The organism is Halomonas sp. C10-5, assembly GCF_057169305.1.
Genome location: NZ_CP175665.1, coordinates 2,787,741 through 2,809,951 on the forward strand (window position 1 = coordinate 2,787,741; position 22,211 = coordinate 2,809,951).

The following is a 22,211-nucleotide window of genomic DNA, read 5'->3' on the forward strand; positions in this document are numbered from 1 at the left end:
GCGCCTGCCCTCAGCCGCGTCCTTGCCCTAGAATGGGCGGCGACACCCAGGGAGGAAGCTCATGTTCTCAGGCTGGCTGCTGGTCGCCGCATCGTTGCTCTACATCGCCGTACTGTTCGCCATCGCCTGGCGCGGCGATCGTCATGCCCGGCGCCACGGCGCCAGTCAGCGACGGCCGATCATCTACAGCCTGGCACTGGCCATCTACTGCACCTCCTGGACCTTCCACGGTGCGGTAGGCCAGGCCGCCAGCGGCGGCTGGTCCTTCGCCAGCATCTTCGTGGGGCCGATCCTCACCTTCCTGCTGTTCTGGCCGGTACTGGCCAAGATGATCCGCGTCGCCAAGCACCAGAACGTCACCTCCATTGCCGACTTCATCGCCTCGCGCTATGGCAAGACCCAGTCGCTGGCGGCCTTCGCCAGCCTGGTGGCACTGATCGGCACCCTGCCCTATATCGCCCTGCAGCTGAAGGCCGTGGCCACCTCCTTCAGCGTGCTGACGGCCGACACCGATATCACCCGCGCGCCGCTGTTCGCCGATACCGCCTTCTACGTGGCATTGGTGATGGCCGCCTTCGCCATCCTCTTCGGCACCCGCCACACCGACGCCACCGAGCACCATGAGGGGCTGATCCACGCCGTGGCCTTCGAGTCGCTGGTCAAGCTGCTCGCCTTCATGGCGCTGGGGGCCTATGTCACCTGGGGCATGTTCGACGGGCTGGGCGACCTGCTGGCACGCGCCGAGAGCCAGCTCGAGCTGCAGCGCCAGCTGGCCCAGCAGGACTTCGGCCAGAGCTTCTGGGCCCAGACCCTGCTGGCGATGCTGGCGATCCTCTGCCTGCCGCGCCAGTTCCACGTGGCGGTGGTGGAGAATACCCACCGCGACGACGCGCGCACCGCACGCTGGCTGTTCCCGCTCTACCTGCTGGCCTTCGCCTTCTTCGTGGTGCCCCTGGCCGCCGCCGGCCTGACCCTGTTCGCCGGCGGCGACGTGGAACCGGACAGCTATGTGCTGGCCCTGCCCATGGCTGCCGACAGCACCTGGCTGACCCTGCTGACCTTCATCGGTGGCTTCTCGGCGGCCACCGGCATGGTGATCGTCGCCGCCGTGGCGGTATCGATCATGATCTCCAACGAGATCGTCATCCCGGCACTCTTCCGGCTGCGCTGGTTCGATACCAAGGCCCGCGACTATGGCCGCCTGGTCCTGCGCGCGCGGCGCATCACTATCGGCGCGGTGCTGGCCATGGCCTACGGCTTCTACCAGCTGATCGGCGAATTCACCTCGCTGGCCTCCATCGGCATGCTCTCCTTCGCCGCCGCCGGCCAGTTCGCCCCGGCGCTGATCGGCGGACTCTACTGGAAGCGTGGCAACCGCCTGGGGGTGATCGTCGGCATGAACGCCGGCTTCGCCATCTGGGCCTACAGCCTGCTGATGCCGGCGATGATCGGCGCCGATGTACTGCCCGCCGAGTGGCTGGCGGGCGGCCCGCTCGGCGTGGCCTGGCTCGCCCCCACCTCGCTGTTCGGCCTCAACGTCGGCGACAGCTTCACCCACGGCGTGATGCTGTCGCTGGGGGTCAACCTGTTCTGCTACATCTTCGTCTCCCAGGTCACCTCCCAGCGAGTAGTGGAACGCATCCAGGCCTCGCTGTTCGTCGACAGCGTCGAGACCCGCCAGACCTCGGTGAACCGCCCCTGGACCGGCGCCACCACGGTGGGCGACCTCAAGGTACTGTGCGAACGCTTCCTGGGCGCCGGCCAGGTCAGCCGGGCTTTCGACGACTACGCCCGGCGCAGCGGCAAACCGCTGGAAGATGGTACCCGCGCCTCCATCGACATCATCCAGTTCACCGAGCGCTTCCTGGCCTCGGTTCTCGGCGCCTCCTCGGCGCGCATCGTGGTCAATTCGGCGCTGCAGGGACGCGGCATCGGCATCTCCGACGTCATCTCCATCGTCGACGAGGCCTCCCAGGTACTCGAATTCAACCGCGCCCTGCTCCAGGCCACCATCGAGAACATCAACCAGGGCATCAGCGTGGTCGACCAGAACCTGCGCCTGGTGGTGTGGAACCAGCGCTACCTGGAGCTGTTCCGCTTCCCCGACCACCTGATCCGGGTCGGCGCCCCGATCGACAAGATCTTTCGCTACAACGCCCACAACGGCGAGTACGGCCCCGGCGATCCCGAGGAGCATGTCCAGCTGCTGCTCGACAACATCCGCGAGGGCCAGCCTCACCGCTACGTGCGCTACCGCCAGGACGGCAGCGTACTTGAGGTCCAGGGCAACCCCATGCCCGGCGGCGGCTTCGTCTATACCTACCAGGACATCACCCAGCAGAAGCGCATCGAGGAGGCGCTGATCCGCTCGGAGAACAACATCCGCATCTACACGGACAACGTCCCCGCGCTGATCGCCTACTTCGACAAGGAGTGTCGCTACCTCTTCACCAACCGCGCCTACGAGCAGGCCTTCGGCATCGACCGCAACGCGGTGATCGGCAAGCGCGTGCAGGAGGTCATCCCGCCCGAGATGGCCCTGGAGCGGGAGCAGTGGATCGAGCGGGCGCTGTCCGGCGAGCGGGTCAGCTTCGAGGTCTCGATCCGGCTCCCCGAGGGGCGCCGCTACATGCTGGTGACCTACACCCCCCACTTCGGCGACAGCGGCGCGATTCTCGGCTTCTTCGCCCTCTACCAGGACATTACCGAGCGCCGCCTCGCGGAGATCGCCCTCAAGGAGACCAACGAGACCCTGGAGGAGCGCGTACGCGAGCGCACCCAGGCGCTCTCCGAGGCCAACGCGGCGCTGCGCCAGGAGAACCGGGTGCGCGCCGAGGCGGAGCAGGCGCTGCGCCAGGCCAAGCAGCTGGCCGAGGATGCCAACGCCTCCAAGACTCGCTTCCTGGCCGCCGCCAGCCACGACCTGCTGCAGCCGCTGAACGCCGCCCGCCTGTTCACCTCGGCGCTCTCCCAGGAGATGGATGCCAGCGACATGAAGCGCACCATCGGCCATATCGACAACTCCCTGCAGGCCGCCGAGGAGCTCCTCAGCACCCTGCTCGACATCTCCAAGCTGGATGCCGGCGCCCTGACGCCGCGCCGCAGCCACTTCGCCCTCGCGGATATCATCCGCCCGCTACGCGCCGAGTTCGAGGTGATGGCCGAGGACCGCGGCCTCGACCTGGTGGTGGTACCGACCCGCCAGTGGGTCGACAGCGACGCCCAGATGCTGCGTCGCATCGTGCAGAACTTCCTCTCCAACGCCATCCGCTACACCCAGGAGGGACGGGTGCTGCTGGGCTGCCGTCGCCAGGGGGACCGCCTCTCTATCCAGGTGTGGGACTCCGGCCCCGGCATCCCGGCCTCCAAGCAGGCGGAGATCTTCCAGGAGTTCCGCCGCCTCGACCAGGCCTCGCGCCACAAGGAGAGCGAGAAGGGGCTGGGCCTGGGGCTCTCCATCGCCGATCGCATGAGCCGGGTGCTGGACCACCCCATCACGGTGCGCTCCCGAGAGGGTCACGGCACCATGTTCTCGGTCAGCGTGCCGGTGGTGGCCGCGCGCAGCGAGGCCGAACAGGCCGAGGAAGCGGCCGCCCCGCGCCGTGCTGGCAACAAGCTCGCCGGCACACGGATCCTGTGCATCGACAACGAGACGCTGATCCTCGAGGGCATGAAGGCGATGCTCTCCGGGTGGGGCTGTGAGGTCTTCACCACCACCAGCATCGGTGGCGCCAAGTCGGTGCTGCGCCACCTCGATGGCGACCCGGACGCGATACTCGCCGACTACCATCTGGACAACGAGGTCACCGGGCTGATGGCCCTGGAGGCCCTCGGCGAGCGGCTGGAGGGCGCGGTGCCCGGCATCGTGATCACCGCCGACCGCACCGAGGAGGTCGCCGAGGAGGTCAAGCGCGCCGGCTACCAGCTGCTGCTCAAGCCGGTGCGCCCCGCCGCCCTGCGCGCCCTGCTCACCCGCACCCTGCAGGCCAGCCGGGCAGCGAAGTAGAACACGGGACGAGTTCGTCGCTCTGATGGTGCAGCGAGAGGCGCCGGGGGCAGGTCTGGAGGGGGTCCGAGGACCAGGGATGGCCGAGGTAGCGCCCAGGGAGGGGTTCACAGCGCCCCCGATCAGACCTGTCGCCGGGACAGCCTCGAGCAACTGAAGTGGTTCTCAAACACCTACCACAAGCAAGAAACCCACCTGACGGTGGGTTTCTGCGTTTACTTGAAGCTTGCGCCTTGGCGCTACGACTCCACCTTCGGCGGCTCCACCTCGAGTTTCTGGGCGGCGATCACCGCCTGGGTGCGGGAGTGTACGCCCAGCTTGCGCAGGATGGCGGTGACGTGGGCCTTGATGGTGGCCTCGGAGACGCTGAGCTCGTAGGCGATCTGCTTGTTGAGCAGGCCCTCGGTAAGCATGTTGAGCACCCGGAACTGCTGCGGGGTCAGCGAGGCGATCGCCTCGGCAAACTTGGTCTCCTCCTCGTCGGCCTCACCGATGGCAGCGGCCAGCTCCGCCGGCAACCACACCTCGCCATCCAGAATCTCGCCCACTGCCTCGGCGATCAGCTGCAGCGAGGAGGACTTGGGGATGAAGCCGGAGGCACCGTAGTCGATGGCGCGGCGCACCACGTAGGGCTCGTCGCTGCCCGAGACCACCGCCACCGGAATGTCCGGGGTCTGGCCACGCAGCTGGATGAGGCCCGAGAAACCGTGGGCGCCCGGCATGTGCAGGTCGAGCAGGATCAGGTCGGCATCGGGGTGGCGAGTCACCACCTCGGCGGTAGCCTCCATGGTGTCGGACTCGACGATCTCGGCCTGGGGCGCCAGCTGACGCAGTGCCTGGGTGAGGGCTGCGCGGAACAGCGGATGGTCATCGGCGACGATGAATTTCTGGGCAAAGGCCATGGATTCTCCTCCGGTTCCTCTGGCAGCGGATCGACGACCGCCACACGGGCTCTTCTTCGTTGAGTCGCATGTTACCCCATGGGAGAGGCGATTCCCAAGCCTCGCGCGCACATTGTCGACAATATTTCCGATAGCCGAAAAGAAGCCGGCCCCGTGGGGGCCGGCTCGCCAGGCTCAGGTGACGACGAGGCGGGCTCGTCGCGGCGGCTCAGCGGTTGGCGCGATGCTCGATCAGCTCGTCCACCACGGACGGATCGGCCAGGGTGCTGGTATCACCCAGGCCATCGCACTCGTTGGCAGCGATCTTGCGCAGGATGCGGCGCATGATCTTGCCGGAGCGCGTCTTGGGCAGACTCGGTGCCCACTGGATGACGTCCGGCGAGGCGATCGGCCCGATGTCCTTGCGCACCCACTGGGTGAGCTCCTTCTTGAGCTCATCGGAGGGCTCCGCATCGTCATTCAGGGTGACGTAGATGTAGATACCCTGCCCCTTGATGTCATGGGGGAAGCCGACCACGGCAGCCTCGGCCACGGCGTCGTGGGCCACCAGCGAGGACTCGATCTCGGCGGTGCCCATGCGGTGACCGGAGACGTTGATCACGTCGTCGACACGGCCGGTGATCCAGTAGTAGCCATCCTCGTCGCGGCGGCAGCCATCGCCGGTGAAGTAGACCCCCTGGTAGGTGGAGAAGTAGGTCTGGGTGAATCGCTCATGGTCACCCCAGATGGAGCGCGCCTGGCCGGGCCAGGAGTCGGTGATCACCAGGTTGCCATCCACTGCGCCCTTGAGCTCCTTGCCCTCGCTGTCGTACAGCGCCGGCTGCACGCCGAAGAACGGCAGGGTGGCGGAGCCCGGCTTGAGATCCGTGGCGCCGGGCAGCGGAGCGATCATGATGCCGCCGTTCTCGGTCTGCCACCAGGTATCGACGATGGGACAGTTGGAGTTGCCGATCACCCGGTAGTACCACTCCCAGGCCTCGGGGTTGATGGGTTCGCCCACCGAGCCGAGGATGCGCAGGCTGTCACGCTTGCTGGAGTCCATGACGTTCTCGCCATGGGCCATCAGCGCGCGGATGGCGGTGGGCGCGGTGTAGAGGATGTTGACCTTGTGCTTGTCGACTACCTCGCCCATGCGGCCGTGGGTCGGATAGCTGGGCACGCCCTCGAACATCAGAGTGGTGGCGCCGTTGGCCAGCGGGCCATAGACGATGTAGCTGTGACCGGTGACCCAGCCCACGTCGGCGGTGCACCAGTAGACCTCGCCATCCTGATAGTCGAATACATACTGGTGGGTCAGGCTGGCGTAGACCATGTAGCCGCCGGTGGTGTGCTTGAGGCCCTTGGGTGCGCCGGTGGAACCGGAGGTGTAGAGGATGAACAGCGGATCCTCGGCGTTCATCTCCTCCGCCGCGCAGTCGGTAGGCTGGCTATCGACCTGCTCGTGGTACCAGAGGTCACGTCCCTCCTTCCACTCGATCTCGCCGCCGGTACGCTTGACCACCAGCACCTTCTGGCACACCTCGGTGCCGTCGCGGGTCAGGGCCGCATCGACGTTGTCCTTGAGCGGCACCTGCTTGCCACCGCGTACGGACTCGTCGGCGGTGATCACCAGCTTGGAGTTGGCGCCGATGATGCGCTGGGCCAGGGCGTCCGGCGAGAAGCCGCCGAAGACCACGGAGTGCACGGCGCCGATGCGGGCGCAGGCCAGCATGGCCACGGCAGCCTCGGGAATCATCGGCATGTAGAGGGTGACCACGTCGCCCTTCTTCACGCCCTGGGCCTTGAGTGCGTTGGCCAGCTGGCAGGTGCGCTCGTACAGCTCGCGGTAGCTGATGTGGGCGGAGTCGTTGGGATCGTCGCCTTCCCAGATGATGGCAGTCTGATCGCCACGCTTCTCGAGGTGACGATCCAGGCAGTTGGCGCTGGCGTTGAGGCTGCCGTCCTCGAACCAGCGAATATCGACATTGTGGGGATCGAAGCTGGTGTGCTTGATCTTGGTCGGGAACTTGACCCAGTCGATGCGCTTGGCCTGTTCGCCCCAGAAGGTATCGGGGTCGTCCACGGACTGCTTATACATCGCCTGGTACTTTTCCTTGTCCGCCCAGGCCTTGGCGGCGATGGCATCGCGCACCGGATAGATGTTCTGTTGTTCGCTCATGGAGTTGCCTCTGTCCTTGGGGTGGCCCCGTCAGGTGGGTGGAAACCGGCGACCAGCATTGAGATTGTCGTTGCCGCCAGTGCCATGGAAGTGCGGCCAGCATAACGCCTTGGCGCCGGCCTTCCTCTTAGACATTGGTATGATCAAAAAATCTTTTTATAACAACAGGTTATCTAGCATTTTCAAACGCCGACCCAGGGTGATAGACCAAGGTCTGAGCACACTTTCGGCAGCGATAGCGACGCCCCTGGCTGGCCAGGGCGTGGCGCCGAGGGGTAAAACCATGTTCGCGACAGCCGCACACGTAGCGATGCGGCGTCGGACTGGCGCGGCCGGTATCGAAGCGGTGGGTGGTACGCGGCTCGAGCCCGAACAGCCGACGCATCACCGTCTGCCACTCGTGACCGTGGGGCCGTGCCCGCCGGCCATCTTCCAGGTGGTGGACCAGCCAGTGAGCCATCTCGTGGGGCACCACATCGACCAGGAAGTCCACGCGGTTCTCGGCATACAGCACCGGGTTGAAGCGCAACCCCCCGCGACCGAAGTGCGCCTGGCCGGCGCACTGGCCGCGCAGGTCGAGCCATACTCGAGGCCTGGGCAGGTGGGGATGCACCTCGCGACACAGCTCCCAGGCCGCCTCGACTCGCTCACTGAGGACTCGCGAAAGGTCGGTCGGGCCGAGGGCGGCGAGGGCGTCGGGATCGGGGTGAGGCAACGCGGCACGCTTCATGAATGCTAGAATGCCGCCTGACCCCACGGGCGTAAAGCCCCGTCACCAGCGTGAGCCCGTCAACCAGCGTGAGAGAGTCTCGATGTCCGATACCCCGCAGCCCGAACCCCTGCTCGACGATGACCAGCTCGATCATCTCGATGATTTCCTGGCCTCGGAGCGGGTTCCCGAGGATGCCCTGGACCTGATCGGCACCCACGGCTTCCTGGTGGCCCTGGCGGTCAGTCCCCGGGAGGTGCCGCCGGCGGCCTGGGTGGCGGAGCTGTTCCAGGGGGAGCCGACCTTCGCCGACGACGCCGAGCGCGAGGTCATCCTCGGCCTGCTGGAGCGGCTGCGCCATAACGCCATCGCCGCCCTGGAGCAGGGTCTGCTGCCGGAACTGCCCTTCGAGCAGACCCTGGACGGCATTGCCCCGGAGGAGACGCCCATCGGCGACTGGTGTGCCGGTTTCATGGAGGGGGTCTTTCTCGACGAGACGGCCTGGTTCGAGGAGGATGAGGAAGCCGCCGCCACCCTGCTGCTGCCCTTCATGGCGCTCTCCGGCCTGTTCGACGACGAGCCCGACATGGCCGAGTTCGTCGCCGACACCGCGCGCCTCGAGGGGCTGGTACGCCAGCTTCCCGAGCTCGTGCTCGACCTCTACCTGCACTACCGCGTGCCGCCGGAGACGCCCAAGCCCACCCCGCGCAGGAAGAAGCCCGCCGGCCGCCGTAAGCCGTAGGCTAGAAGCCGGAAACCGGAAAGCTGATGTCACCCGCCTTGGGGGCAAGATTTTCTTCCAGCTTATAGCTTCCAGGAGCGAAGCGACGCTCTTGCAGCTCCGGGCGTAGCCCGGCTAACGCAGGCGGGTCAGCATCCCGTCCAGGGTGCCGAACAGCCACTCCTTGAGGCGCTGCCATAGCGGACGCTGCGCCCACAGCCGTGGCTCGATCTCCTGACTGGCGGCGAAGTGGCGCTCGAAGAGCTGCGCCACCTCGCCGGCGAAGCGCCGGTCATCCACCTCCTGGTTGGCCTCCAGGTTCCAGTGCAGGCTCCAGTGATCGAAGTTGCACGACCCCAGGCTGACCCAGTCATCGGCCAGCGAGAACTTGGCGTGAATGAAGGTCGGCTGGAACTCGTGGATATGCACCCCGGCCTTGAGCAGGCGCCCGTAGAAGCGCTGCCCCGCATAGCGAACGCCGGGGTGGTCGTGGTACTCGCCGGGCAGCAGCAGGCGCACGTCGACACCTCGCCGGGCCGCCCTCGCCAGGCGCAGGCGCAGGCTGAAGGTCGGCGCAAAGTAGGGTGTGCAGATCCAGATCCGGCGGCGCGCACGCTCCACCCGGCCATGCAGCGAGTGGCGTATCGCCTGGTAGCGATATCCCTGCCCCCAGATCGCCCGGCCGCGCATGCCGCGGTAACCATCTTCGGCGCGGGTCACGGTCGACAGTCCGCGCACCAGACCCGAGGGGCCACGACCGCGCGTCAGCGGGGAATCCCACAGGCGGCTGAACAGACGCACCCAGTCGGCCACCACCGGCCCCTGGATGCGCACCGCCACCTCGTACCAGGCGTCCAGGAACTCGTCCACGGCACCGAAGCCGCCGGTGAAGGCGACACGGCCGTCGATCACCACCAGCTTGCGATGGTCACGGGTGAGGTTGCGTGCCAGGGAGTGGAGCCCCAGCGGGTTGAAGAAGCGCAGGGCCACGCCGCCCGCCTCGAGCCGCTGGCGATCGTGCCCCGACAGGCCCATGGCGCCGTAACCGTCGAGCAGCAGGAGCACCGTCACGCCGCGCTCGGCAGCCCGCACCAGGGTATCGATCAGCGCCGAGGCCAGCCGTCCCGACTCCATCAGGTAGAGCTCGATCAGGATCGAGGCCCGCGCCTGCTCGATGGCCTCGAACATGGCGGGCAGGAAGCGGCTTGCCTCAGGCAGCAGCTCGAAGTCATTGCCATCTCGCCAGATCCCGTGCATGGCCGTATCCCTGTCCGCTTCGTCACACGCCCCTGAGTCGCCGCTGACCCGGCGACTCCCGACGACTATACTGGCCTTTCCTCTCCCTTTCCTGCACCCGGGGCAAACGGATGGCCTTGCTGCACACCCTGACTACCCCCCTGCGCGCGGCGATGACCCGCGTGATCGCCGCCTGGGTTCGGCCGCGCCTGATCGAGCCGTCCCCCGCTGAGCTGGGGATCGCCCCGGACCTGCCGGTGGTCTACGTGCTGCCCCGGCCGGCAATGAGCGACACCTGGCTGCTCGCTGCGCTGACCTCCCACCACGGCCTGCCGGCCGCCGACCGCCCCCGGCGCCTCGCCGGCCTGAGACTCCCCGGCTGCCTGGCGTTGCCGCTGCCACGCCGGAGGCTGCGCCGTTCCGCGCGCGGCGTGCCGCCCTTCGCGGCGCTGATCGAACGCCTCGAGGCCGACCCGCAACTCGCGGTACAGCTGGTGCCGGTCAGCATCTTCTGGGGGCGTGCACCGGGCAAGCGCTTCGGCTTCTGGCGGATGGTCGCCGCGGACAACTGGCAGCTGACCGGCCGCCTGCGCCGCGCCCTCTCGGTGCTGGTCAACCGGCGCAGCGTGGAGGTGCACTTCGGCGCCCCGCTGATGCTGCGCCAGCTGTGTGACGACCGCGACCCGGCGCTCACCAATCGCAAGGCGGCCCGCCTGCTGCGCGTGCACTTCCGGCGCATGCGCACCCGGGTGCTGGGCCCGGACCTCTCCCATCGCCGCACGCTGATCGAGGGGGTGGCAGCGAGCCCCGAGGTAGGCCGGGTGATCGACGAACTGGCCGGCGAGGGTGGGCATGGCCGCGCACGGCTGGAGCGTCGCGCCCGCCGCTACGGTCACGAGATCGCCTCCAACATGACATACCCGGTGCTGCGCTTCATGGATGGCCTGCTGCGCCGGCTCTGGAACCGCCTCTACGACGGTGTCGACGTGCGCGGCCTGGCGGCGATCAAGCCGCTGGCCGAGGACCACACCCTGGTCTACGTGCCCTGCCACCGCAGCCATGTCGACTACCTGCTGCTCTCCTACGTGCTTTACCAGGAGGGCCTGATGCCGCCGCATATCGCCGCCGGGCGCAACCTGGACATGCCGCTGATCGGCCCGCTGCTGCGCCGCGGCGGCGCCTTCTTCCTGCGCCGCAGCTTCCGCGACAATCGCCTCTACGCGACGGTATTCAACGAATACCTGCACCGCCTCATCGCTCGCGGGCACCCACTGGAGTACTTCATGGAAGGCGGCCGCTCGCGCAGCGGCCGCATGCTGCCCGCGCGCCCCGGCATGCTGGCCATGACCCTGCGCTCCTTCCTGCGCAGCCACGCTGCCGGACAGGCGCGGCCAGTGGCCTTCATTCCAGTCTATATCGGCTACGAACGGGTCATCGAGAGTGCCAGCTATCAGCGCGAGCTGCGTGGCGGCAGGAAGCGCAAGGAGACGCCGCTGGCGCTGCTGCGGGTCGTGGGAAAGTTGCGCCAGCCCTTCGGTCGCGTGAGCCTGAGCGTCGGGGAGCCGCTGCGTCTGGCCGACTACCTGGACCATGAGCTCGGCACCCACTGGCGCAGGGAGCGCGCTCCCCAGCCCGAGTGGCTCGGCGAGATGGTGCCACGCCTGGGCGAGACCCTGAGCCGGCGCATCAACGCCGCCGCCGCCCTCAACCCGGTCAACCTGGTCGCCCTGGTGCTGCTGGCCACGCCGCACCATGCCATCGAGGAGCGCCTGCTGGAGCGTCAGCTGGCGCTGCTGGCGGCGCTCCAGCGGCGAATGCCGGGCGCCGCCCGGGCGAGCCTGCCCGCGGGCGAACCCGCGGAGTGGATCGCCCAGGCCCTGTCACTGGGCATGATCCAGCGCCGCGAACAGTCGCTGGGCGACATCCTGCTCGCCGATGCCGAGCAGGCCAGCCAGCTGGGCTGGTACCGCAACAACGTGCTGCACCTCTACGCCCTGGCCGGTCTCACCGCCTTCGCCTTCCGCCACCAGGCGCACCACCATCTGGACGAACTGGAGGCCCTGCTGGCCCCGGGCTGGCCGATCCTGGCCCGGGAACTGATGGTCTCTCCCCCACCGGCGCTGGGCGAGGCACTGGCGGCGATGCTCGATACCCTGGTCGAGCTGGGGCTGCTGGAGCCCGACGCCCGGGGTGGCTGGCGGCGGCCCGACGACAGCCTGGAGGCTGGCGAGAGCCTCGACCTGCTGGGGCAGCTGATGCAGCCATCACTGCAGCGCGGCTACCTGCTGCTGGCGGTATTGATCCACGCGGGGGCAGGCGAGCTGACGGCCGAAGAGCTGGCCGAGCACAGCCGGCTGCTCGCCGAGCGGCTGGCGCTGCTCTCGGGACTCGATGCCCCGGAATTCTTCGATACGCGCCTGTTCGTCAGGCTGGTGGAGAGCCTGGAGCTGGAGGGCTGGCTGTGGCGTGATCCCGCGGGACGGCTGATGTTCGACGAGCGCTTGCGCGAGGCGGCCGGGCGCTCGCGGCGGCTGTTCGACCCGGCCCTGCGCCACCGCCTGCAGCTGATCACCCGCCAGGGCGACTGATCACGTGGCCTGCAGGCTGCGGTGCACATAGAGGTCATAGCGGCTGGTCCTGCCCTCGATGACGTGGCGCGGCGCGGGCCCCTCAATCGGCGGCGCTTTGCGCGGGCGCTTGACCACCACCCGATGGGTCGCCACGTCCAGGGCCGCCTCCAGCAGGCGCGGGGCGTCCGCATCGTCGCCGGCCAGGGTCCGGAACAGGCGCATCTCCTTCTTGACCAGTGCAGACTTGTCACGGTGCGGAAACATCGGGTCCAGGTGAATCACCTGGGGAGCGAAGCCCGCCTCGGCCACCAGCGCCTCGAGGTCACCGGCGGCATCGCCATGGACCAGGCCCATACGCCTGGCGATCTCGGCGGTGTCGGCATCGAGCAGCGCCCTGGCCAGGCCATCCTCGAGCAGGGCGAAGATCGCCGCCACCCGCTCCACCAGCAGCACCCGAGCCCCCAGGCTGGCCAGCACGAAGGCGTCGCGTCCCAGGCCGGCGGTGGCATCCACCACCGCAGGTGTCACCCCCTGGGCGAACCCGCAGGCACGCGCGACCAGCTGTCCCCGCCCGCCGCCGAAGCGACGCCGATGGGCCGCCCGGCCGCTGGCGAACTCCACCGCCAGCGGGTGGCCGTAGCGCTTCTCGTCGCCGGCCAGCACCAGGCGGCCCTCACGCTGCTCCAGGACCAGCTCGGACTCGACCGCGAAGGGCAGCCCCAGGCGCTCGGCCAGTGCCGCCAGCGCCGGGTCGTGAACCGCCACCGGCGGCAGCTCGCTCATTTCGCCTTCTTCCAGGCCACCTCGTTGCGCAGATAGACCGGCTGGGCGAGGTGGGCCGCCCGGCCTCCGCCGGCCTCCAGCTCGTGCATGGCCAGCAGTGCCATGTCCGCCGCGTCGGCCTCCACCTGCGGCAGGTGCTGGCCGAGCCCGGCCTGCACCTGGGCGGGCATCCGCTCCAGCAGGTTCCAGCCGGACCCGACCCCGACCCAGTCGTGCTCGTCGTGTCCGCCGGGCAGGCGCAGCCGCTCGGGCGCCATGACCGCCTCGTCGAGAAGCCGCTCCGGCAGGCCATCGCGGCACTGCCAGGCCGCCACGTAGACCTCGCCCATGCGCGCGTCCAGGGCGGTGAGCAGCCAGCGGAAGTGGTGGCGACGGTGGGCGCCCAGCGCCAGGGCCGCCAGGGTGGAGACCCCGATCAGCGGCCGGTCGAGGCCGTAGGCGAGCCCCTGGGCGGCACCCGCGGCGATGCGCAGGCCGGTGAAGGAGCCTGGACCGTGACCATAGGCCACGGCGTCGAGCTCCGCCGGGCGCACGCCGGCCTCGGCGAGCACCTCGTCGACCATGGGCAGCAGCCGCCGGGTATGCTCGCGGGGAGTCAGCGCGAAGCGGGAGAGCAGTTCGTCGTCGGCGCCGGGGCGCCGCCGCAGCAGGGCGGCGGAGCAGGCACTCGAGGAGGCATCCAGGGCCAGCAGGATCGACATGGGGTCACCATCTCGGGAAAACGGGCCGCCATTATACGCGGCCGGGCCCATAACGACGATGGCCCGCGAAAGCGGGCCATCCAAATACTATGGTAAACGGGGCTGATCCGGCGACAGGCCTGCGAGGAGGGGCTGTAAATACATCCCTGTACGCTACCGACGCCCTGCTGCGCTCTCGCGTCCCGCTCCGCTTGCAGGTCCGGTGCTGGCCATCCATGGCCAGCCCGTTCGGTGCGGTGCTCCTCACCCCTGGCGTAGGACCTCCTCTTCGGCCTATCCCCGGCGCCCCCGCGGAGCCTTGTCCTGTTCCGCCTGGAGTCAGCCCTCCAGGGCCTTGAGCACCTGGGCCTTGATGTCGTCGACGCTGCCGACACCCTCGACACGGTGATAGGCAGGCGCGGCCTCGGGGTCCTGCTCGGCCCAGGCCTGGTAGTAGTCGACCAGCGGCGCGGTCTGCTCGTGATAGACCGCCAGGCGGTTGCGTACGGTGGACTCGCGATCGTCGTCACGCTGGATCAGCGGCTCGCCGGTCACGTCGTCCTTGCCCTCCTCCTTCGGCGGGTTGTGGTCGACGTGGTAGACACGCCCGGAGCCCGGGTGCACGCGGCGGCCGGCCAGACGGCTGACGATCTCCTCGTCCGCCACGGCGATCTCCAGCACGTGATCGAGCTTCACCTGGGCCTCCTTCATGGCATCGGCCTGGGGAATGGTGCGCGGGAAGCCGTCGAACAGGAAGCCGTTGGCGCAGTCGGGCTGGGCGATACGCTCCTTGACCAGGGCGATGATGATGTCGTCGGACACCAGGCCGCCACTGTTCATGATCTCCTTGACCTTGACGCCCAGCTCGCTGCCCTCCTTGACGGCGGTACGCAGCATGTCGCCGGTGGAGATCTGCGGAATGTTGAAGCGCTCGCAGATGAACTGGGCCTGGGTGCCCTTGCCGGCACCGGGGGCGCCCAACAGGATCAAACGCATGTTAGAGTCCTCGTGGTCAAGTAGTTGTCAACAATGAAGAATTCTTGGGAAGGGAACGATAACCGCGGCCCACGACCAGCACAAGCGCCGGGCCCTGGCGGCACCCCTTTTCGCCACAAAAGCGCGTTGCATTTCAATGACCTCCGGGCGATTAGCACTTTGGTCTTGTCGTGGGTACGGAGGCCGGAAATGACGACGGCGCCCGCAGGCGCCGTCGTCCGGGCAGGGCGAGCCTGGCCCTAGAGCAGCAGCCGACGGATGTCGGTGAGCAGCTGCCCCAGCAGCGCGGTGAAGCGCGCCGCGTCGGCACCATTGACGGCCCGGTGGTCATAGGAGAGGCACAGCGGCATCATCAGCCGCGGCTGGAAGGCCGCACCGTCCCACACCGGCTTCATCGACGCCTTGGAGATGCCGAGGATGGCCACCTCCGGGGCGTTGACGATGGGCGTGAAGGCGGTGCCACCGATGGAGCCCAGGCTGGAGATGGTGAAGCAGCCACCGGTCATCTCCTCGCGCTTGAGCTTCTTCGACTGCGCCTTCTTGGCCAGCTCCACCGACTCCTTGGCCAGGTCGATCAGCGACTTCCTGTCGGCGTCGCGGATCACCGGCACCATCAGGCCGTCCGGCGTATCCACGGCGATGCCGATATGCACGTACTTCTTGTGCACCAGCGTCTCGCCGTCGCTCTTCAGGCTGACGTTGAACTGCGGGTACTGGCGCAGCGCGAAGGCACAGGCCTTGATCAGGAAGGGCAGCGGCGTGAGCTTGGCGCCCTGGGCCTCCGCCTCGGCCTTCATCGACTTGCGGAAGGCCTCCAGCTCGGTGATGTCCGCCTCGTCGAACTGGGTGACGTGGGGCAGGTTGACCCAGCTGCGATGCAGGTTGGTTGCGCCCATCTTCATCAGGCGCCCCATGGGCTTCTCTTCCACCTCGCCGAACTGGCTGAAATCCTGGTCCGGGATCGGCGGAATGCCCGAGCCGGCCGCCGCGGGTGCCGAAGCGCCAGCCTGGGGCTTGCCCTGGTTGGCCATCACCTGCTTGACGTAGGCGTGGACGTCCTCCTTGAGCACGCGCTCCTTCGGGCCGCTGGGCCTGACCAGTGCCAGGTCGACGCCCAGCTCCCGGGCCAGCATGCGCACCGCGGGGCCGGCGTGGACCAGCTTGCCGTCGCGGGGCTTGTGGGCCGCCATCTCGGCCTCGGGGCTCGGCGTGCCGGCGGGGGTCGGGGCAGGCTTCTCGGCCCTGGGGGACTCGGCCTTCCTGTCGCTCGGCTTGCCGGCCGCCGGCTTGGCCGCGGCGGTCTCGATATAGCCGATAAGGTCACCTTCGGAGACGCTGTCGCCCTCCTTGACGGCGAGTTCCACCAGCTTGCCCTTGAGCGGGCTTGGCACGTCCATGGAGGCCTTGTCGGACTCCAGGGTGATCAGCGGTGCTTCCGCCTCCACCTCGTCGCCTACGGCCACAGCCACCTCGATGATCGGCACGTCGCTGGCGCCGCCCAGGTCCGGGACGCGAACTTCCTGGCGCTGAGGCTCGCCGGTAGCCGCCGGCTCTTCCAGCTCGTCGGCGGACTCGCTCGCGGCGGGAGCCGGGGCGTCGCTGGGCGCCTGGCTGGCCTGCTCGGCGGAATCCTCGCTGCCGGCCGCATCCGAGATCTCCATGGTACCGATGACATCACCCTCGGAGACGGTATCGCCCTCCTTGACGGCCAGCGAGACCAGCTTGCCGGCATAGGGGCTGGGCACGTCCATGGAGGCCTTGTCGGACTCCAGGGTGATCAGCGGCGCCTCCTCGTCGATCTCGTCGCCCTCGGCCACGGCGACCTCGATCACCTCGACGTCGCTGTCGCCGCCCAGGTCGGGAACGGTGATCTCCACGGTACGCTTGCCGCCGCCGGACTTTGCCGCCGACTTCTCGGCGGCGGGCTCCGGCGCCTTCTCGGGCGCCGGCGCGGCCTTCTCCTCCGCCTTGTCGGCCGCCGGCTCGGCGTTACCGCCGCCCTCGACTTCCAGTTCGACGATGTCGTCGCCCTCGGAGACGGTATCGCCCTCCTTCACCAGCACCTTGACCACCTTGCCGCCCTTGGGCGAGGGCACGTCCATGCTGGCCTTGTCGGACTCCAGCGTGATCAGGGTGTCCTCGGCGTCGATGACATCGCCCTCCGACACCGCGATCTCGATGATCTCCACATCGGTATCGCCGCCGATGTCCGGTACTTTGATGATTTCGCTACTCAAGGTCGCGCTCCTTCCAAATCGTGCCTGGAGGGGGCGGGCACTCGCCCGCCCCACCGGATCAGTCGGTCAGCGGATTCGGCTTGGCCGGATCGATGCCATACTTCTTCAGCGCCTCGCCAACCACCTTGCGCTCGACCTCGCCGCGCTCGGCGAGCGCCTTGAGCGCGGCCACAGTGACGAAGCGACGGTCCACCTCGAAGAACTCACGCAGCTTCTCGCGGGTATCGGAGCGGCCGAAGCCGTCGGTCCCCAGCACGTGGTAGTCGGTGGGCACCCAGGCACGCACCTGATCGGCGAACAGGCGCATGTAGTCGGTAGCGGCGATGGCCGGACCCTGGCGTCCTTCCAGGCAGCCAGTGACATGCGGCTTGCCCGGCTCGGCGTCGGGATTGAGGAATGCCTCGCGATCCAGCGTCAGTGCCTCGCGGCGCAGCTCGCTGAAGCTCGGCACACTCCAGATATCGGCGCCGACGCCCCAGTCGTCACGCAGCAGCTCGGCGGCAGCCTCGACCTCGCGCAGGATGGTACCGGAGCCCATCAGCTGCACCCGGGCCTTGTCGCCCTGGGTCTCGCGCAGCAGGTACATGCCCTTGATGATGTCGTCGGCGGGCACCTCCTCCATCTCGGGGTGCTCGTAGTTCTCGTTCATCACCGTCAGGTAGTAGAAGCACGGCTCCTTGTCGACGAACATCCGGGTCAGGCCGCTCTGCACGATCACCGCCAGCTCGTGGGCATAGGTGGGATCGTAGGTGCGGCAGTTGGGGATCATTGCCGCCTGCAGGTGGCTGTGGCCATCCTGGTGCTGCAGGCCCTCGCCGTTGAGCGTGGTGCGACCGGCGGTACCGCCCACCAGGAAGCCGCGTGCCTGCAGGTCGCCCGCTGCCCAGGCCAGGTCGCCGATACGCTGGAAGCCGAACATCGAGTAGTAGATGTAGAACGGCAGCAGCGGCAGGCCGTGGTTGGCGTAGGAGGTGGCCGCGGCGATCCACGAGGACATGGCACCCGCCTCGGTGATGCCCTCCTCGAGCACCTGGCCGGCCTTGTCCTCGCGATAGAACATCAGCTGGCCCTTGTCCATGGGCTCGTACTTCTGGCCCTCGGAGGTATAGATGCCGAGCTGGCGGAACATGCCCTCCATGCCGAAGGTACGCGCCTCGTCGGGCACGATGGGCACCACCTGCTTGCCGAAGCCCTTGTGCTTGACCAGGCCGTTGAGGACCCTCACGAAGGCCATGGTGGTGGAGACCTCACGCCCCTTGGAGCCACCCATCTGGCTGGCGAAGATCTTGTCGTCCAGACCCGGGATATCCAGCGCCTCGAAGTCGTGCTGGCGCGCCGGCAGGTAGCCACCCAGACGCTCGCGCTGGAGATGCATGTACTTCATCTCCGGCGTGTCATCGGCCGGCTTGTAGTAGGGAATCTCGTGCTCGATCGCCTCATCGGAGACCGGAATCCCGAAGCGGTCGCGGAAACGCTTGAGCACCTCGGGGTCATCGATGGACTTGACCTGGTGGGCCTCGTTGTCCGCCTCGCCACCGTCGGTACCCAGGCCGTAGCCCTTGACGGTGTGCGCCAGCACCACGGTGGGACGCCCGTTGGCATTGTTCACCGCCTGGTGGTAGGCCGCATAGACCTTGAACGGGTCGTGGCCACCGCGGTTGAGCTTCCAGATGTCCTCGTCGGACATGTCCTTGACCATCTCGGCGGTCTCGGGGTACCTGCCGAAGAAGTTCTCCCGGGTGTAGGCGCCGCCGCTGGACTTGCAGTTCTGGTACTCGCCGTCGACGGTCTCATCCATGACCTTCTGCAGGACACCCTTCTTGTCCTTCTCGAAGAGCGGATCCCACAGGCGGCCCCAGACCACCTTGATCACGTTCCAGCCGGCACCGCGGAACACCCCCTCGAGCTCGTCCATGATCCGCGAGTTGCCGCGCACCGGGCCGTCGAGGCGCTGCAGGTTGCAGTTGATGACGAAGATCAGGTTGTCGAGCTTCTCGCGGCTGGCCAGGTGGATGGCGCCGAGGGACTCCGGTTCGTCGCATTCGCCGTCGCCCATGAAGCACCAGATCTTACGATCCTGCATCGGCTGCAGGCCGCGCTGGTCCAGGTACTTCATCACATGGGCCTGGTAGATGGACATGATCGGTCCGAGGCCCATGGAGACAGTAGGCAGCTGCCAGAAATCGGGCATCAGCCAGGGGTGCGGATAGGAGGAGAGCCCGTTACCGTCGACCTCCTGGCGGTAATTGTCCATCTGCTCCTCGGTCAGGCGGCCCTCGAGGAAGGCACGGGCATAGATACCCGGGGAGCTGTGGCCCTGGATGAACACCAGGTCGCCCTGGAAGTCGCCGTTGGGGGCACGGAAGAAGTGGTTGAAACCCACCTCATAGAGAGTCGCACTGGACATGTAGCTGGCCAGGTGGCCACCGATGCCCTTGTGCTTGCGATTGGCCCGGGTCACCATCGCCGCCATGTTCCAGCGGATCATGGAGCGGATCTTGCGCTCCATGAAGAGATCACCCGGCATCGGCGCTTCACGATGCACCGGAATGGTATTGCGGTGCGGCGTGGTGGCCGAGAAGGGGGGCTGCGTCCCGTCGCGCCGCAGGCGGTCGGCCAGGCGTGTGAGCAGGTGCCGGGCACGCTCCTCGCCCTCATGATCCAGGACCGATTCGAGGGATTCCAACCACTCCTCGGTCTCGACCGGGTCGATATCCTCTCTTGCCTCCAGACTCATAGACGTCTCTCCAAATGACGATGGATGTTGCATGCCCGCGGCAGCGCGGGAAGCAGGGCGTCCTCTCTGCAGAGAGGCCTCACGCCCCGTGATTTTATGTAATTTTATTACGTGCGACGCGAAAAAACCGCTGTTTCAAGCCGAAAGATACCGTATACCTCGTCTCCTGCCAAAGCAAGTTTGAATGGAACGACTTTCCACATAACCGGATACCGCACCGCAGCACAAGGAGTTAGCGGCTCAAGAAGGCAGAAACTCGACGAAGGTCAAGAGGATGTAAGTAAACTACCGTATGAAGCAAGCGAGCGACTCCAGCAGGCCACACTGGCCAGGAGGCTCACTCGGCACGCTCGTGCCCGCCGAGCCGCTGGCGATAGTAGGCCCAGTCGAAGGCGGGACCCGGATCGCTCTTGCGCAGCGGCGCTACCCGCGCGTGGCCGGTGATCCGCGATGCATCCAGCGCGGGATAGGCGGCGAAGAGGTCGAGGGTGACCTCGGCCAGGCGCTCATACTGTGCGGCGGAGTAGGCAGAGACTTCATCGCCCTCCAGCTCGATGCCGATGGCGAAGTCATTGAGGGCGCGGCGCCAGCGGTCGCCGTCGCGCCAGCAGGAGCGGCCAGCGTGCCAGGCGCGGCGCTCGAAGGGGACGAACTGCACGCACTCGCCATCGCGGCGAATCAGCAGGTGAGCCGAGACACGCAGGTCCTGAATGGAAGCGAAGAAGGGGTGGGCGTCAGGGTCGAGGCGATTGGTGAAGAGTCGCTCGATGTGTTCTCCACCGAACACACCGGGCGGCAGGCTGATGGAGTGCAGCACCAGCAGCGACACCTCGTCCTGAGGCCGCTCATCGCAGTTGGGTGATGGCACCCGCCGCGCCTCGGCAAGCCAGCCCTGTTCGATCGCCATGCGTCTCCCCTGACGTGACCGGAGTGGATTCCCTATAATGGACGTCCTCGACCACCCCGGCCACCCCCACGCCGGCGCCAACCCGCGAGTGACCCATGCACAATCAGGACACCCTGCCCTATTACACCAAGCTCGTCGAAGAGATCCGCGACGCCGCCGCCCGGCTGCTGGCCGAGGACGTCGGCCCCGGCGACATCACCGCGCGGCTGATTCCCGCCGAACAGCTCGCCAGGGCCCGGGTCGTCACCCGCGAGGCCTGCGTGCTGTGTGGCGTGGCCTGGGTCGACGAGCTGTTCCGGCGCCTCGATGCCACGGTGGCGCTGCACTGGCAGGCCGCCGACGGTGACACCCTGGAGGCCGGCCAGTGCTTCCTCGAGCTGGAAGGGTCGGCGCGCAGCCTGCTCACCGGCGAGCGCGCGGCACTCAATCTGCTGCAGACCCTCTCCGCCACCGCCACCCGCACCCGCCACTACGTCGACCTGATCGGCGACACCGGCGTGCGCCTGCTCGACACCCGCAAGACCCTGCCCGGCCTGCGCCTGGCCCAGAAGTATGCGGTGGCCTGCGGCGGTGGCCACAATCATCGCATCGGGCTGTGGGATGCTTTCCTGATCAAGGAGAACCATATCGCCGCCTGCGGTGGCATCGCGGCGGCGGTGAGCGAGGCGCGACGCATCGCCAGTGACCTGCCGGTGGAAGTGGAGGTGGAGACCTTCGACGAGCTGGAGCAGGCGCTGGCGGCCGGCGCCGACGTGATCATGCTCGACAACTTCGGCCTCGACGAGATGCGCGAGGCGGTGCGCCGTACCGCCGGCAAGGCGACCCTGGAGGCTTCCGGCAACGTCGACGAGAGCACCCTGCGCGCCATCGCCGAGACCGGCGTCGACTGCATCTCCAGCGGCGCCCTGACCAAGGACCTCAAGGCGATCGACCTCTCCATGCGCCTGCTGGACTAGGTTTCCAGCGCGACCAGCGACTTATCCAGCCGGTGACGCGACAGCCGTTCACCGCCGCGCTCCACCCACTCCTCGCCCAGGTCGCGCCAGCCGCGCCTCACCAGATACTCGGTCAGCATCAGGCTCGCGTCGATGCTGACCCGGTCTACCCCCCGCTCGATCAGCAGTCGCTCGGCATGGATCAGCAGCGTCGAGCCGATGCCACGACGCGCCAGCGAGGGCCAGACATACAGCGTGACGATGCGCCCCTTTGACGGTTCCAGCTCCAGGAAGCCCACGCAGCGACCATCGCAGTCCGCCACCAGGGTGGTGTAGAGCGCCTGCCGCGCCGCCCAGGCGTTGGCATCCCGCGGCAGCGCCGAAGCCCAGGCCTCGCGCTGGGGCCTGGTGTAGTGCGCCACGGCACCCTGCATCACCGCATGGTGGAAGACCTCGGCCTGGTCACCGGCATCCCGCGTCAGGGCCTCACGGTAGCGGATCCGCGGAGCACGGCGACGCTCAGGCGCATCGCCCGGCGCAGTCATCGTCTCGTTCATGGTGGCCTCACGAGGCTGAATGTTGCCGAAAGACTACACAACGCCGCTCGACAGGCCAACTGCTGTCGCTGCCCCGC

The 22,211-nt window shown here is 67.7% G+C and carries 15 protein-coding genes; 4 read left to right on the forward strand and 11 right to left on the reverse strand.

Annotated features, from left to right (window positions below):
• The first annotated feature begins 61 nt into the window (after window positions 1-61).
• A complete protein-coding gene (locus ACJ7IV_RS13030; RefSeq protein ID WP_483864758.1) occupies window positions 62-4,006 on the forward strand; it encodes a hybrid sensor histidine kinase/response regulator in 3,945 nt (1,314 codons plus the stop codon).
• A 239-nt stretch (window positions 4,007-4,245) separates the two neighbouring features.
• Here ACJ7IV_RS13030 and ACJ7IV_RS13035 read toward each other — a convergent pair whose 3' ends face one another.
• From ACJ7IV_RS13035 to ACJ7IV_RS13045, 3 genes are all read right to left on the reverse strand, one after another.
• A complete protein-coding gene (locus ACJ7IV_RS13035; protein WP_483864759.1) occupies window positions 4,246-4,908 on the reverse strand; it encodes a LuxR C-terminal-related transcriptional regulator in 663 nt (220 codons plus the stop codon).
• A 208-nt stretch (window positions 4,909-5,116) separates the two neighbouring features.
• Window positions 5,117-7,066, reverse strand: coding sequence for an acetate--CoA ligase (gene acs / locus ACJ7IV_RS13040; RefSeq protein ID WP_483864760.1), 1,950 nt, complete (start codon window positions 7,064-7,066; stop codon window positions 5,117-5,119).
• Window positions 7,067-7,235: 169 nt separating this feature from the next.
• Window positions 7,236-7,796, reverse strand: coding sequence for a SprT family zinc-dependent metalloprotease (locus ACJ7IV_RS13045; protein WP_483864761.1), 561 nt, complete (start codon window positions 7,794-7,796; stop codon window positions 7,236-7,238).
• A gap of 82 nt (window positions 7,797-7,878) precedes the next feature.
• On the opposite strand from ACJ7IV_RS13045, the gene ACJ7IV_RS13050 reads away from it, so the two are divergent.
• Entirely contained in the window at window positions 7,879-8,517 is a 639-nt protein-coding gene (locus ACJ7IV_RS13050; RefSeq protein WP_483864762.1) for a YecA/YgfB family protein, read from the forward strand.
• A 114-nt stretch (window positions 8,518-8,631) separates the two neighbouring features.
• Here ACJ7IV_RS13050 and ACJ7IV_RS13055 read toward each other — a convergent pair whose 3' ends face one another.
• Window positions 8,632-9,753 (reverse strand): phospholipase D-like domain-containing protein, encoded by a 1,122-nt coding sequence (locus ACJ7IV_RS13055; protein ID WP_483864763.1) that lies wholly within the window; start codon window positions 9,751-9,753, stop codon window positions 8,632-8,634.
• Window positions 9,754-9,863: 110 nt separating this feature from the next.
• Here ACJ7IV_RS13055 and plsB point away from each other — a divergent pair, with 110 nt between their 5' ends.
• Window positions 9,864-12,320 (forward strand): glycerol-3-phosphate 1-O-acyltransferase PlsB, encoded by a 2,457-nt coding sequence (gene plsB, locus ACJ7IV_RS13060; protein ID WP_483864764.1) that lies wholly within the window; start codon window positions 9,864-9,866, stop codon window positions 12,318-12,320.
• Here plsB and ACJ7IV_RS13065 read toward each other — a convergent pair whose 3' ends face one another.
• From ACJ7IV_RS13065 to ampD, 6 genes are all read right to left on the reverse strand, one after another.
• Window positions 12,321-13,085 (reverse strand): class I SAM-dependent methyltransferase, encoded by a 765-nt coding sequence (locus tag ACJ7IV_RS13065; RefSeq protein WP_483864765.1) that lies wholly within the window; start codon window positions 13,083-13,085, stop codon window positions 12,321-12,323.
• Window positions 13,082-13,786, reverse strand: coding sequence for a tRNA (adenosine(37)-N6)-threonylcarbamoyltransferase complex dimerization subunit type 1 TsaB (gene tsaB, locus ACJ7IV_RS13070; protein ID WP_483864766.1), 705 nt, complete (start codon window positions 13,784-13,786; stop codon window positions 13,082-13,084). Before tsaB ends, ACJ7IV_RS13065 begins: the two co-directional genes overlap by 4 nt.
• A 318-nt stretch (window positions 13,787-14,104) precedes the next feature.
• On the reverse strand, window positions 14,105-14,761 hold the full coding sequence (gene adk, locus ACJ7IV_RS13075; RefSeq protein ID WP_483864767.1) for an adenylate kinase: 657 nt from the start codon (window positions 14,759-14,761) through the stop codon (window positions 14,105-14,107).
• Window positions 14,762-15,000: 239 nt separating this feature from the next.
• A complete protein-coding gene (aceF, locus tag ACJ7IV_RS13080; RefSeq protein ID WP_483864768.1) occupies window positions 15,001-16,998 on the reverse strand; it encodes a pyruvate dehydrogenase complex dihydrolipoyllysine-residue acetyltransferase in 1,998 nt (665 codons plus the stop codon).
• Between the two features lie 58 nt (window positions 16,999-17,056).
• Window positions 17,057-19,735, reverse strand: a complete 2,679-nt coding sequence (gene aceE / locus ACJ7IV_RS13085; RefSeq protein ID WP_483864769.1) for a pyruvate dehydrogenase (acetyl-transferring), homodimeric type — start codon at window positions 19,733-19,735, stop codon at window positions 17,057-17,059.
• 337 nt (window positions 19,736-20,072) lie between these two features.
• The gene (gene ampD / locus ACJ7IV_RS13090) at window positions 20,073-20,642 is read right to left on the reverse strand and encodes a 1,6-anhydro-N-acetylmuramyl-L-alanine amidase AmpD (protein WP_483864770.1); all 570 of its coding nucleotides are present in this window, start codon (window positions 20,640-20,642) and stop codon (window positions 20,073-20,075) included.
• Window positions 20,643-20,737: 95 nt separating this feature from the next.
• Here ampD and nadC point away from each other — a divergent pair, with 95 nt between their 5' ends.
• Window positions 20,738-21,598, forward strand: a complete 861-nt coding sequence (gene nadC / locus ACJ7IV_RS13095; RefSeq protein WP_483864771.1) for a carboxylating nicotinate-nucleotide diphosphorylase — start codon at window positions 20,738-20,740, stop codon at window positions 21,596-21,598.
• Here the strand turns inward: nadC and ACJ7IV_RS13100 are convergent.
• Window positions 21,595-22,134, reverse strand: coding sequence for a GNAT family N-acetyltransferase (locus ACJ7IV_RS13100; RefSeq protein WP_483864772.1), 540 nt, complete (start codon window positions 22,132-22,134; stop codon window positions 21,595-21,597). The genes nadC and ACJ7IV_RS13100 overlap by 4 nt on opposite strands.
• Window positions 22,135-22,211 lie beyond the last annotated feature (77 nt).